The 12,261-nt window shown below is 67.8% G+C and carries 13 protein-coding genes; 8 read left to right on the forward strand and 5 right to left on the reverse strand.

The window, feature by feature from the left end; all coding sequences use genetic code 11:
• The first annotated feature begins 32 nt into the window (after positions 1-32).
• From gpmI to G5V65_RS04680, 4 genes are read left to right on the forward strand one after another with little or no spacing between them, the layout of a single operon-like run.
• Positions 33-1,550, forward strand: a complete 1,518-nt coding sequence (gpmI, locus tag G5V65_RS04665) for a 2,3-bisphosphoglycerate-independent phosphoglycerate mutase (RefSeq protein WP_165047423.1) — start codon at positions 33-35, stop codon at positions 1,548-1,550.
• Entirely contained in the window at positions 1,550-2,659 is a 1,110-nt protein-coding gene (locus tag G5V65_RS04670) for a peptidoglycan DD-metalloendopeptidase family protein (RefSeq protein ID WP_165047554.1), read from the forward strand. Before gpmI ends, G5V65_RS04670 begins: the two co-directional genes overlap by 1 nt.
• A 7-nt stretch (positions 2,660-2,666) precedes the next feature.
• On the forward strand, positions 2,667-4,013 hold the full coding sequence (locus G5V65_RS04675; protein WP_165047424.1) for a S41 family peptidase: 1,347 nt from the start codon (positions 2,667-2,669) through the stop codon (positions 4,011-4,013).
• Between the two features lie 38 nt (positions 4,014-4,051).
• Positions 4,052-4,534: an RNA pyrophosphohydrolase gene (locus tag G5V65_RS04680; protein WP_165047426.1), complete on the forward strand. Its 483-nt coding sequence runs from the start codon at positions 4,052-4,054 to the stop codon at positions 4,532-4,534.
• Between the two features lie 45 nt (positions 4,535-4,579).
• Here G5V65_RS04680 and G5V65_RS04685 read toward each other — a convergent pair whose 3' ends face one another.
• The 4 genes from G5V65_RS04685 to G5V65_RS04700 form a co-directional block, all read right to left on the reverse strand.
• Entirely contained in the window at positions 4,580-5,620 is a 1,041-nt protein-coding gene (locus G5V65_RS04685; RefSeq protein ID WP_165047427.1) for an LLM class flavin-dependent oxidoreductase, read from the reverse strand.
• A gap of 224 nt (positions 5,621-5,844) precedes the next feature.
• Positions 5,845-6,597, reverse strand: a complete 753-nt coding sequence (locus G5V65_RS04690; protein ID WP_165047428.1) for an NYN domain-containing protein — start codon at positions 6,595-6,597, stop codon at positions 5,845-5,847.
• A gap of 56 nt (positions 6,598-6,653) precedes the next feature.
• Entirely contained in the window at positions 6,654-7,124 is a 471-nt protein-coding gene (locus G5V65_RS04695; protein WP_165047429.1) for a YbaK/EbsC family protein, read from the reverse strand.
• A 33-nt stretch (positions 7,125-7,157) separates the two neighbouring features.
• Positions 7,158-8,294 (reverse strand): S-(hydroxymethyl)glutathione dehydrogenase/class III alcohol dehydrogenase, encoded by a 1,137-nt coding sequence (locus tag G5V65_RS04700; protein ID WP_165047430.1) that lies wholly within the window; start codon positions 8,292-8,294, stop codon positions 7,158-7,160.
• Between the two features lie 173 nt (positions 8,295-8,467).
• Between G5V65_RS04700 and G5V65_RS04705 the strand changes: the two genes are divergently transcribed.
• Positions 8,468-8,770 (forward strand): I78 family peptidase inhibitor, encoded by a 303-nt coding sequence (locus G5V65_RS04705; RefSeq protein ID WP_165047431.1) that lies wholly within the window; start codon positions 8,468-8,470, stop codon positions 8,768-8,770.
• Positions 8,771-8,933: 163 nt separating this feature from the next.
• On the opposite strand, the gene G5V65_RS04710 is transcribed toward G5V65_RS04705, so the two are convergent.
• A complete protein-coding gene (locus tag G5V65_RS04710; RefSeq protein WP_165047432.1) occupies positions 8,934-9,371 on the reverse strand; it encodes a c-type cytochrome in 438 nt (145 codons plus the stop codon).
• A gap of 179 nt (positions 9,372-9,550) precedes the next feature.
• Here G5V65_RS04710 and G5V65_RS04715 point away from each other — a divergent pair, with 179 nt between their 5' ends.
• From G5V65_RS04715 to G5V65_RS04725, 3 genes are all read left to right on the forward strand, one after another.
• Positions 9,551-11,206 carry a Y-family DNA polymerase gene (locus G5V65_RS04715; RefSeq protein ID WP_165047433.1) on the forward strand — a complete coding sequence of 552 codons (1,656 nt, stop codon included), beginning with the start codon at positions 9,551-9,553 and terminating at the stop codon, positions 11,204-11,206.
• Between the two features lie 189 nt (positions 11,207-11,395).
• Positions 11,396-11,698, forward strand: coding sequence for a pentapeptide repeat-containing protein (locus G5V65_RS04720; RefSeq protein WP_165047434.1), 303 nt, complete (start codon positions 11,396-11,398; stop codon positions 11,696-11,698).
• 84 nt (positions 11,699-11,782) lie between these two features.
• Positions 11,783-12,241 (forward strand): DUF2267 domain-containing protein, encoded by a 459-nt coding sequence (locus tag G5V65_RS04725; protein ID WP_165047435.1) that lies wholly within the window; start codon positions 11,783-11,785, stop codon positions 12,239-12,241.
• Positions 12,242-12,261 lie beyond the last annotated feature (20 nt).

Below are 12,261 nucleotides of genomic sequence, written 5' to 3' on the forward strand. Positions count from 1 at the left end.
GAACGGGCAGGACGAAGAAGAGGTCATCTGCCATGAGCGTTCCGAAGCCTGTCGTGCTGTGCATCCTTGACGGCTGGGGGCTTTCCGAAATCCGCGAGGGCAATGCGCCTGCGCAGGCGGATGTGCCGAATTTCAACCGGCTTTGGGCGACCTGTCCGAAGGCCACACTGATCACCCATGGGCCGGATGTGGGCCTGCCCAGCGGGCAGATGGGCAATTCCGAGGTGGGGCATACCAACATCGGCGCGGGGCGCGTGGTGGCGATGGATCTGGGCGCCATTGATCTGGCGGTGGAGGACGGATCCTTCGCGACCAATCCGGCGCTGGTGGCCTTTGCGGCGAAGGTGAAGGCGGCGGGCGGGGCGGCGCATCTGATGGGCGTCGTGTCGGATGGCGGGGTGCATGGGCATGTCGTGCATGTGCTGGCGGCGGCCCGTGCGATCACCGCGCTGGGCGTGCCGGTCTGGCTGCATGCGATCACCGACGGGCGCGACGTGGCGCCTTCGTCGGCGGAAGGGTTTGTCGCGGCGCTGGAGGCGAAGCTGCCGGTGGGGGCGCGGATTGCCACGGTGATCGGGCGCTATTGGGCGATGGACCGCGACAACCGCTGGGAGCGGGTGGGCCGCGCCTATGCCGCGATGGTGCGGGGTGAGGGCGAGACCGCGCCGGATGCGGTGGCGGCGGTCGCGGCGTCCTATGCCAAGGGCGAGACGGATGAATTCCTCGCCCCCACGGTGATCGGCGGGTATCGGGGCGCGCGGGATGGCGACGGGCTCTTCTGCCTGAACTTCCGGGCGGACCGGGCGCGGGAGATCCTGGCGGCGATCGGGCAGCCGGGGTTTGATGCCTTTGACGTAGGGGCGCGGCCGGCATGGTCGGCCCTGCTGGGGATGGTGGAATATTCGGACGCGCATAACGGGTATATGGCGACGGCCTTTCCGAAGCGGTCGATCCCCAACACGCTGGGGGAATGGGTGGCAAGGCAGGGGCGGACGCAGTTCCGGCTGGCCGAGACGGAGAAATATCCGCATGTGACCTTTTTCCTGAATGGCGGGCGGGAGGAGCCTTTCGCGGGCGAGGATCGGTTCATGCCGAAATCGCCCAAGGTGGCGACCTATGACCTGCAACCCGAGATGAGCGCGCCGGAGGTTGGGGCCTCGCTCGTGGGGGCGATCCGCAAGGGCTATGACCTGATCGTGGTGAATTTCGCCAATCCCGACATGGTGGGCCATACCGGCGATCTGGCGGCGGCGATGAAGGCCTGCGAGGCGGTGGATGCCTGCCTTGGCGATGCGGTCGCGGCTTTGTCGGAATGCGGCGGCGCGATGATCGTGACGGCGGATCACGGGAATTGCGAGATGATGGTCGATCCGGTGACGGGCGGGCCGCATACGGCCCATACGACGAATCCGGTGCCGGTGATGCTGTTCGGCGGGCCTGAGGGGGCGCGGCTGCGCGATGGGCGGCTGGCCGATCTGGCGCCGACGGTGCTGCAGCTGATGGGGCTGGCGAAGCCTGCGGAAATGACGGGCGAGAGCCTGATCGCATGATGCGCCGCGCCGCCCTTTGCCTGCTGATCTGCCTGGCCGGGCGGGCCGGGGCCGAAGGCGTGGCGGAGCAGGCGGCCCAGGCGGCGGCGGATCTGCAGGCGGCGGTGCAGGCGCTGGAAGAGGCCGAGGGGGCGAAGGACCGGGTGGATGCGCTGACCCAGACGATCCGCGCCTATGAGGACGGGCTGTCCGCGCTGCGCGGATCGCTGCGGCAGGCATCGCTGCGCGAGACGGCGCTGACGCTGCGCTTCAATGCCGAGCGGGACCGGATCGCAAAGCTGGTGGGAATTCTGGGGCAGTTGGAGGCCGAGCCGGGGCCGCTGCTGCTGCTGCATCCGACGGGGCCTGTGGGGACGGTGCGTTCGGGGATGGTGCTGGCCGATGTGACGCCTGCCTTGCAGGCCGAGGCCGAAAGGCTGCGCGGGGAATTGCGGGAATTGCGCGACCTGCGGGCGCTGCAGCTTGCCGCCGGAGAGACGCTGCTGCGCGGGCTGGGCGCGGCGCAGGAGGCGCGGACGGCGCTGAGCCAGGCGATCAGCGACCGGACGGAACTGCCGCTGCGGTTCACCGAGACGCCCGAGGCGCTGCGCGACCTGCTGGAAAGCGCGGATACGCTGGAGGCCTTTGCCGCCGGGCTGGCCCCGGGCGGGGCGGATGGCGAGGATTTCGCCACGGCGCAGGGGCGGCTGGCGCTGCCGGTGCTGGGGCGTGTGCTGCGGCGCGCGAACGAGGCCGATGCCGCAGGCGTGCGGCGGCCCGGCCTTGCCATCGCGACGCGGGCGCGGGCGCTGGTGACAGCGCCCTGGCCTGCGACGATCCGCTACAGGGGGCCTTTGCTCGACTACGGAAATGTGATGATCCTCGAACCCGGGGGCGGCTATCTATTGATCCTGGCCGGGCTGGGAACCGTCTATGGCGAAGTGGGCGAGGTGGTGGCGCAGGGGGCGCCGCTGGGCCTGATGGGGGGCGCCGAACCGGAGCTTGCGGACATTCTTGCCGTGTCGGAAGAAGGTGGTGGCACGCGCGAGTCGGAAACGCTTTACTTGGAACTGCGGCAGGGTGCCGAACCGGTGGATCCGGGACCATGGTTCACCGAAGGAAGGGAATGAGAGCGAAATGAAGAAGTTCGTCATGGCCGCACTGGGCGGCACGGTGGCCGGGGTCCTGCTGACGACGCAGGTGGCCGGGCCGCTGATCGCGCAGGAAGCCGAGCGCAACGAGAATGTCTATCAGCAGCTTGACCTGTTCGGCGACATCTTCGAGCGGATCCGCGGCCAGTATGTGGAAGAGGTGGACAGCAAGAAGCTGATCGAAGCGGCGATCAACGGCATGCTGACGAGCCTTGACCCGCATTCGAGCTATCTCGCGCCGGAAGATTTCGACGATATGCAGGTGCAGACCCGGGGCGAGTTCGGGGGACTTGGCATCGAGGTCACGCAGGAAGAGGGTTTCGTGAAGGTCGTCTCGCCCATGGATGACACGCCGGCGGATGCGGCGGGGATCGAGGCGGGGGATTTCATCACCCATGTGAACGGCGAAAGCGTGCTGGGCCTGACGCTGGACCAGGCGGTGGAGATGATGCGCGGTCCGGTCGGATCGGAGATCATCATCACCGTGGTGCGCGAGGGTGTGGACGAGCCGTTCGACGTGTCGATCATCCGCGACACGATCAAGGTGACGGCGGTGCGCAGCCGCGTGGTGGGCAATACGGTGGTGCTGCGGATCACCACCTTCAACGACCAGACGACGCCGGGGCTTGAGACGCAGCTTGCCAAGTCGATCGAGGAACTGGGCGGGATGGAGAATGTCGATGGCTTCGTCATCGACCTGCGCAACAATCCGGGCGGCTTGCTGACCGAGGCGATCTCTGTGTCGGATGCCTTCCTCGAGAAGGGCGAGATCGTGTCGACGCGCGGGCGCGATCCGGCGGATGGCGAAAGGTTCAACGCGACGCCGGGCGATCTGGCGGCGGGCAAGCCCATCGTGGTGCTGATCAATGGCGGGTCGGCCTCGGCCTCGGAGATCGTGACGGGGGCCTTGCAGGACCATCGCCGGGCGATCGTGGTGGGGACCAAGAGTTTCGGCAAGGGATCGGTGCAGACCGTGGTGCCGCTGCGCGGCGATGGCGCGATGCGGCTGACGACGGCGCGGTATTACACGCCGTCGGGCCGGTCGATCCAGGCGCTGGGGGTGATGCCGGATATCGTGGTGAACCAACCGGTGCAGAACCCGGCGGCCGAGGGGGAAGAGGCGGATACGCCCGCCCGCGCGCCGTCTTCGGAGGCGGATCTGCGGGGCATCATCTCGAACGATTCGATGACCGAGGACGAGCGGAAGCTGCTGGAGGAAGAGCGGGCCCGCGTCGAGGAAGCGGCGAAGCTGCGCGACGAGGATTACCAGCTGGCCTATGCGGTGGACATCCTGCGCGGGCTGAACGCAGTCGCCGCCCCGGCGGCCGAGTGAGGGGAGGGGCCGCCCGTCACGGGGCGGCCCGGTTTGCCATGGTGGATCCCGAGACGCTGCCCTATCGGCCCTGCGTGGGCGTGGTGCTGATCAACGCGAAGGGCGAGATCTTCGCGGGCCAGCGGCTGGATTCCGAAAGCCCGGCCTGGCAGATGCCGCAGGGCGGGATCGACGCGGGCGAGAAGCCGCGCAAGGCGGCGCTGCGGGAGCTTTGGGAAGAGACGGGGGTGACCGAGGATCTGGTCGAATTCGTCGCCAGGACCGAGGGCTGGGTGACCTATGACCTGCCGCCTGAATTGCTGGGCAAGGTCTGGGGCGGCAAGTATCGGGGGCAGCGGCAGAAGTGGTTCCTGTTCCGCTTCCTTGGGACGGATGATCAGGTACGGATCGACAGCGATCATCCCGAATTCTCGCGCTGGCGCTGGATCGGGGCGGGCGAGATGGTGGCGGCGATCGTGCCCTTCAAGCGCAAGGTCTATGAAGAGGTCGTCGCGGCCTTTCGGCCGCATCTGGCGGGGTAGTCTGCGGTAGGCCACAAGGTCCGCCTTGGCGGGGAGATCCCCGCCCTACGCCGCGTTCTGGACGCCCGCGACCATCTCCTTGACCATGGGGATGACCTTTTCGCCATAGAGGCGGATGCTGTCGCAAAGCTGATCATGCGGCATCGGGCCGGTGGCGTATTTCATGTCGAAGCGGGTGACCCCGAGGGCCGTGACGGCGGCTGCGATCTTCCGTGCCACGGTTTCGGGGCTGCCGACATAGAGCGAGCCATGCTGGATTTCCCCCATGAAGCGGTCAGGGGTGACGGGGGGCCAGCCGCGCTCGGCGCCGATGCGGTCGAACATGGCCTTGTAATGGGGCCAGAGCTGTTCGGCGGCCAGGTCATCGGTTGCGGCGATATGGCCGGGGGAATGGATGCCGACGGGTTTGACGGTGCGCCCCATCTGGGCGCAGGCGCGGTGGTAGAGATCGACGTAAGGCTTGAAGCGACGCGGATCGCCGCCGATGATGGCGAGCATCAGCTGCAGGTCGTGGCGGACAACGCGGATCACGGAGTCCGGGCTGCCGCCGACGCCGACCCAGACCTGCATTCCGGGTCCGAGGGTCGGGTAGACGCGCTGGTTCTGCAGGGGTGGGCGGGTCTGGCCGGACCAGGTGACCGCCTCATCCCGGATCAGATGGGCGAAGAGGTCGAGCTTTTCCTCGAACAGGAGTTCGTAATCGTCGAGGGCATAGCCGAAGAGCGGGAAGCTTTCTGTGAAGGAGCCACGCCCGAGGATCACCTCGGCGCGACCGTTCGAGAGCGCGTTCAGTGTGGAAAACCGCTGGAACACGCGGATCGGATCATCGGAGGACAGCACCGTGACAGCGGAGCCGAGGCGGATGCGCGCGGTGCGGGCGGCAATGGCGGACAGCACGATCTCGGGCGCGGAGACCGCGAAATCGGCGCGGTGGTGTTCGCCAATGCCGATGAAATGGATGCCGAGTTCATCGGCGAGGACGGCCTGTTCGACGACGTCGCGCAGGACCTGATCCTGTGGTTTGAGTTTGCCGTCCGCGCCAAGCGTGGTGTCGCCAAAGGTGTCGAGTCCGAGTTCGATCTGCATGGGTCATCTCCTGCCTGCGCATAGGATATGAAAAGATGCACGGTTTTCACAGGGGAGACCCACGCAGGGCATGCGTGCAGCCTTGCACCGTTGGACGCCCAAAACTTTTCCAGAAAAGTTTTGGGCGGAAGGTCCTGAAAATCTTGCGGGCAAGATTTTCAGGGGGGGCGCTGCCAAAATTCTTCGCGAAGAATTTTGGCGCGGGGGCCGTCGGTTGTCACCTGTCAGGCGACATCGCGCATCTGCAACTGGCCGCCGGGGCCGGGGCGCACCTCGAAGCGGCTGATCTTGCGGACAAGGTCCGAGAGTTTCGCGCTGCCATAGGTGCGGGTGTCGAAGTCGGGGTTCCCTTGCGTGATGAACTGGCCGACCTGACCCAGCGAATACCATTCGGCATCGGGGTCGATCGCGCGCATGGCGGCGATGATGTAGGGAATGGCCTTTGCGGGGGCCTCCTTGGTGCCGGGTCTGGGCGCGTCCGGCTGTTCGACTTTTGGTGCGCCACGCGCGGGGGTGGGATCGGGGGCCTCATCCGCCGCGCCGAGGTTTTCGACATAGATGAAGCGTTTGCAGGCCATGCGGAAGGCTTCCGGCGTCTTCTTCTCGCCGATGCCATAGACATCGAGCCCCTGCTCGCGGATGCGGGCGGCGAGGCGGGTGAAATCGCTGTCGGAGGAGACGAGGACGAAGCCGTCGAACAGGCCGGAATGCAGGAAATCCATCGCGGCGATGACGAGGCCGATATCGGAGGCGTTCTTGCCCTTGGTATTGGAGAATTGCTGATCGGCAACGAGGCCGAGGGCTGCCACCTTCTTGGCCCATCCGGCAAGGCGCTGGGCGGACCAGTCGCCATAGATGCGGCGGACGGAGGCTTCGCCCAGGGAGGCGACTTCCTCGAAGATCGCCTCGGCATAGCCGGAGGGGACATTGTCGGCGTCGATCAGGACGCAGAGGCGGGGGGCGCGGGATTCGGGCATGGGCAGTCCTTTTCGGGCAGGGTGCGCCTTTGTACGGGGAAGCGAAAGGGGAAAGGTCAGGCGACCAGGGGGGCGGCGATGGCGGGGATTGTCATCAGTGCGTGGGTAGGCGCGATGCCGAGGAGAAGGCCGCGCTGGCCGGCATTGATCCAGACCCTGGGCGCAGTGGTGGCCGTCGCTTCGATCGCGGTGGGGATGGGGCGGCGCTGGCCGAAGGGGCCTATGCCGCCGACCTTGTAGCCGGTCAGCTTTTCCGCCTTTGCCGGGGGCATCATGGCGGCGGATTTTGCCCCGAAGGCGGCGGCGACCTTCTTCATCGACAACTGGCGATCAGAGGGTATGACGCAGCAGGCGGGTTTGCCGTCCACCTCGACCATCAGCGTCTTGAGGGTGAGGGCGGGGTCGAGGTTCAGGGCCAGTGCTGCGGCGAGGCCCACCGCCTCTGCGCGCGGGTCGTAGTCATAGGGGTGGAGCGTGAACTCCACCCCCTTGGCCTTGAGCGCCCTGGTTCCGGGTGTTTCAGCCACGACCGCAGGGCGGGGTGAACCCCGCCCCCCCCTTCAGAACACCACCACCGAGCGGATCGACTTGCCTTCATGCATCAGGTCGAAGCCTTCGTTGATGCGGTCGAGCGGCAGGATATGGGTGATCATGCTGTCGATCTCGATCTTGCCGTCCATGTACCAGTCCACGATCTTGGGCACATCCGTCCGGCCGCGGGCGCCGCCGAAGGCGGTGCCTTTCCAGACGCGGCCCGTGACCAGCTGGAAGGGGCGGGTTTCGATGGTGGCGCCTGCCGGGGCCACGCCGATGATGATGGACTGGCCCCAGCCGCGATGGGTGCATTCCAGCGCGTCGCGCATCACCTTGACGTTGCCGGTGCAGTCAAAGCTGTAATCCGCACCGCCGATCTTGTCGAAGGGCGTCTTGGTCATGTCGACGATGGCCTGGACGACCGAGGTGCCTTCGGGCAGGGATTTCGGGTTGACGAAATGGGTCATCCCGAACTTTTCACCCCATTCCTTCTTGTCGTCGTTGATGTCGACGCCGATGATCATGTCGGCCCCGGCCATCTTGAGACCCTGGATCACGTTCAGCCCGATGCCGCCCAGGCCGAAGACCACGGCCTTGGCGCCGATTTCCACCTTGGCGGTGTTCAAGACCGCGCCGATGCCGGTGGTGACGCCGCAGCCGATATAGCAGATCTTGTCGAAGGGCGCGTCATCGCGGACCTTGGCCAGCGCGATTTCGGGCATCACCGTGTGGTTGGCGAAGGTGGAGCAGCCCATGTAGTGAAAGATCGGCGTGCCATCGAGCATGGAAAAGCGGGTGGTGCCGTCGGGCATCAGGCCCTGGCCCTGCGTCGCGCGGATGGCGGTGCAGAGGTTCGTCTTCTGCGACAGGCAGGACGGGCATTCGCGGCATTCGGGCGTGTAGAGCGGGATGACGTGATCGCCCGGCTTCAGCGACTTGACCCCGGGGCCGCATTTGACGACGACGCCCGCGCCTTCATGGCCGAGGATCGCGGGAAACAGCCCTTCGGGATCGGCGCCCGACAGGGTGAATTCGTCGGTGTGGCAGATGCCGGTGGCCTTGATCTCGATCAGCACCTCGCCTTCCCTGGGGTCTTCGAGGTTCACATCCATGACTTGCAAGGGCTTGCCCGGGGCAAGGGCAACGGCGGCGCGGGTACGCATCACTTCCTCCACGATTTCTGCGATCTGGTGGCAGGCTGGTCGAAAGCCCGGGGAATTGCAACGCGGGAAACGGCCATTCCTTGCCGGTTCGCGGCGGCGCGGCTTGCTTTCGCGGCGGGCTGCGGGAAGGCTGGCGGGAAGGACGCAATCATCCGGAGCAAGGGAGCAAGGCGATGATCAGGCTGGGAAAAGGGGTGGCGGGCATGGCCCTTGCGGTGGCGGTCGGGGCCTGTGTCCCGGCGAGCGATCCCTATCCGGGGGTCGCCGATCCGGCGCCGGGCGGGGTGAACCAGTGCGGCGCGCTGGATCTGCAATATCTGCTGGGCGCGCCCGCGCGCGATCTGGAGACGATACGTTTCAACAAGCCGGTGCGGGTGATCCGCCCGGGCATGGCGGTGACGATGGATTACAACCCTGACCGGCTGAATTTCGAGGTGGACCGGTCGGAGCGGATCGCCCGGGTGAGTTGCGGCTGAGGCGCCGGTCCGGCGCCTGATCTTCGGGGGCTGACGGTCGGGATCCGGAATTTGTGTCAAATTCCGGCGCGGTTTCTGTGTCAGAAACCGCTGACCCGCGTGGGGGACATGGAAAAGCCGCCGGGGATCCGGCGGCTTTCGCTTTGGCCCGGGAGGGGGCGGATCAGGACGGGATGCGATAGGTGCTGTGGCAATCCTTGCAGCTGCCGCCGATGGCGCCCATGCCGGCCTGAACGCCTTCGAGCGTGGTGGCATCCATCGCCTCGGCCGCGGCCTTCAGCGCATCGCCCTTCTTCACGAAATCATCCCAGTTCGCCCAGATATCCTCTTTCGCGGTGGATTTCGGATCGGCGGCCTGGGGTTCGAACTTGGCCGCGATTTCCGCGGCCGCGCCCGCGATGGCGGCCTTGGCGCCTTCGGCGGCGGCGGCGTCGAAGGGGGTCTCGCCGCCCGCCATCTTGCCCAGGATGCCGGTGTTCATGCCGATGACATCCATCAGCTCTTGCCGGGCCTTGACGGTGGGATCGGTCGCCTCGGCCGCCATGGCGACACCTGCGACGAGGGCAAGGCCGAGGGCGAGGGCTTTGGTTGCATGTTTCATTTTCTGGCTCCCTGCTGGAAATGACGCTTCACTATAGAGGCGAGCATGTCCTGCGGAAGTGATCTTGTCACTGGCAGGAGGCCGGAAAATCCCCTGATCACGGAAAGTTGGCTGCGGGTGCTGGACTTTTGGCCCCTGAAGCGCAAGATCGGGAACAAAATGTGAACGAATGGCGACTCATGGCCCAGCGCCGCATCCTTTCCCTGTGGTTCCCGCGGCTTGCGGCGGAACGTGTGCTGCGCCGGTCGCGCCTGGCGGTGCCGGAGGGGCCGCTGGCCATCGTGGCGGATCGCGGCGGGGCGCAGGTGATCCTGTCGGTTTCGGCCGAGGCCGAGGCGTTGGGGCTGCAGCCGGGCCAGCCCTTGCGCGATGCGACGGCGGTCTGCCCGGGATTGCAGACGGTGCCCGCCGATCCCCAGGGCGATGCGGCATTCCTGACGGGCCTGCGGCGCTGGGCGGGCAAGTTCAGCCCCTGGGTGGCGGAAGAGCCGCCGGCGGGGCTGGTGGTGGATCTGACGGGCTGCGCGCATCTGTTCGGCGGCGAGGCCGCGCTTCTGGCGCAGGTCGAGGCGGATTGCGAGGCGCTGGGCCTGTCCCTGCGGGCGGCGATTGCCGATACGCCGGGGGCGGCCTGGGCGCTGTCGCGCCATGCCGGGCGCGGGGTGCAGCTGCATCGCAGCGGGGATGCGATCCAGCAGGAGGCGCATGCGACGCGGTCGCGGGCGGCCAAGCGGCGGGGCTGGGAAAGGGGCGGGGCGCTGCCGGTCGGCGGGATGGGTGCGGGGGCGGAGGCGGGGCCGCGCGGGGTGATCGCGCCGCGCGGGCAGATGCGGCAGGCGCTGGCCCCGCTGCCGGTGGCGGCGCTGCGGCTGGAGGCGGAGGCGGTGGAGGGGTTGGTGCGGCTGGGCCTGCGCCGGGTAGAGGATATCGCCGTGCTGCCGCGCGCCGCGCTGGCGCGGCGGTTCGGGGCGGGCGTCCTCAGGCGGCTGGATCAGGCGCTGGGGCTGGAGCCAGAGCCGGTGACGCCGGCAGGCGCGCCGTTGCATTTCGCGGCGCGGATCAGCCTGCCCGATCCCATCGGCCTGCTGGCCGATGTGGAGGCGGGGGTGGAGCGGTTGCTGCCGGTGCTCTGCGCGCGGCTGCGCCGCCATGGCCGGGGGGCGCGGCGGGTGCGGTTGCAGGCGTTCCGCGCCGATGGGCGGGTGGAGGTGGCCGAGGTGGGGCTGGCCCGCGCCTCGGACCGCGAGGATCGGATCCGGCCCCTGCTGTGGATGAAGCTGCCGGATCTGGAGGCCGGTTTCGGGATCGACATGCTGCGGCTGGAGGCGGTGGTGACCGAGGCGCTGTCGCCGGTGCAGCATCGCAGCCCGGCGGCGGGGGGCGGGGCGCCGCAGGAGGGGGGGCTGGACGACCTTCTGGGCAAGCTGGGCGTGCGGCTGGGGGCCGAGGCGGTGACGCGGTTTCATCCGGGGGAAAGCCATCTGCCCGAGAAGGGGGCGCAGGTTCTGGCGGCGGCCTGGTCTGCCCCCTTTGCCGGGCCATGGCCGAAGCGGGGGGTGCGGCCCCTGGTGCTGTTCCGGCCCGAGCCGGTGGGCGCGCCGCAGGATGACCCGACGCCCCCCGCGCGCTTCCGCTGGCGGCGGCGCGAGATGGTGACGCGGGTGGCGACGGGGCCGGAGCGGATCGCGCCGGAATGGTGGCTGGACGATCCCGACTGGCGGTCGGGGCCGCGCGATTACTGGCGGGTGGAGACGGAGGGCGGCGAAAGGCTGTGGCTGTTCTTTGCCCATGGCGGCGACGTGACGGGGGGATGGTTCTGTCACGGCGGGGAGTGAGGGGGGGCGGGGTGAACCCCGCCCTACCTTTGCGGTGGTTGTAGGGAGTGGCGGGGTGAACCCCGCCCTACCTTTGCGGTGGTTTCGGGGAGTGGCGGGGTGAACCCCGCCCTACGCGCTTCGCCCTGTTGACGGGCGGGGGCGGGTGTGGCCTCGTTGGGCAGGGATCTGCCAAGGAGAGGGGAAGCCATGGACCTGCATCGCGTGACGGCGCGGCTGGATGTGAACGATGCCGATCTGTCGGGATCGCGGTTCAACGATGCGAACCTGTCGGGGGCGAGTTTCAACCAGATCAACTTCTCGGGCGCGCGGTTCAACGACAGCAACATGACCGGCTGGCGGGTGAATGACGTGAACCTGTCGGGCGCGGTGTTCGAGAACCTGAACCTGTCCGGCGCGGTGCTGCGGAATTGCCGCCTGGCCGGCGTGACGATCGACGGGGTGCCGCTGGAGGAGATGATGGCGGCCTACAGGCGGGTTGCCGGGGGGTGAAGATGCTTCCTTCCGGGCGGCCAGTCTGATGCGCAGGGCCGTCTGATCCTGGGGGCCGCGGGAACGGAGGAGAGGGGACGGAAGATGCCGATGCCGTGGACCTATCGCCATGCTTCAAGAGAATGGCGGGCCATTCTGGACGATCTGAAGGAGCGGATGGTGCTGGAGTCCGACAACATGGCCTATACGGCGATGGATGCCGTCTTGCAGGTGTTCCGGCGGCGGCTGACAGCGCAGCAGGGGTTGGATTTCGCCTCGGTCCTGCCCGCGATCCCACGGGCGGTGTTCGTCGCGGGATGGGTGATTCTGGATCCGCCCCTGCCCTTTGCGGCGCGCGGCGCGCTGGTGCGGGAGGTGAAGCAGGTCCGGCCACATCACAACCTGACACCCGACCATGCCATCGAGGCCACGGCATGGGCCCTGCGCCGCCATTGTGACCGGGCCGATCTGGAGCGGGTTCTGGCCCGTCTGCCGGAGGGGGCGGTGGCGTTCTGGCATGTCGATGTCGCGGATCCGCGGGAGTTGGAGCGGCGGATCCTCTGACGCGCAGCGGCTGGCCGGAG

The organism is Paragemmobacter kunshanensis, from assembly GCF_011059185.1.
In the GTDB taxonomy this organism is placed as follows: Bacteria; Pseudomonadota; Alphaproteobacteria; order Rhodobacterales; family Rhodobacteraceae; genus Paragemmobacter; species Paragemmobacter kunshanensis.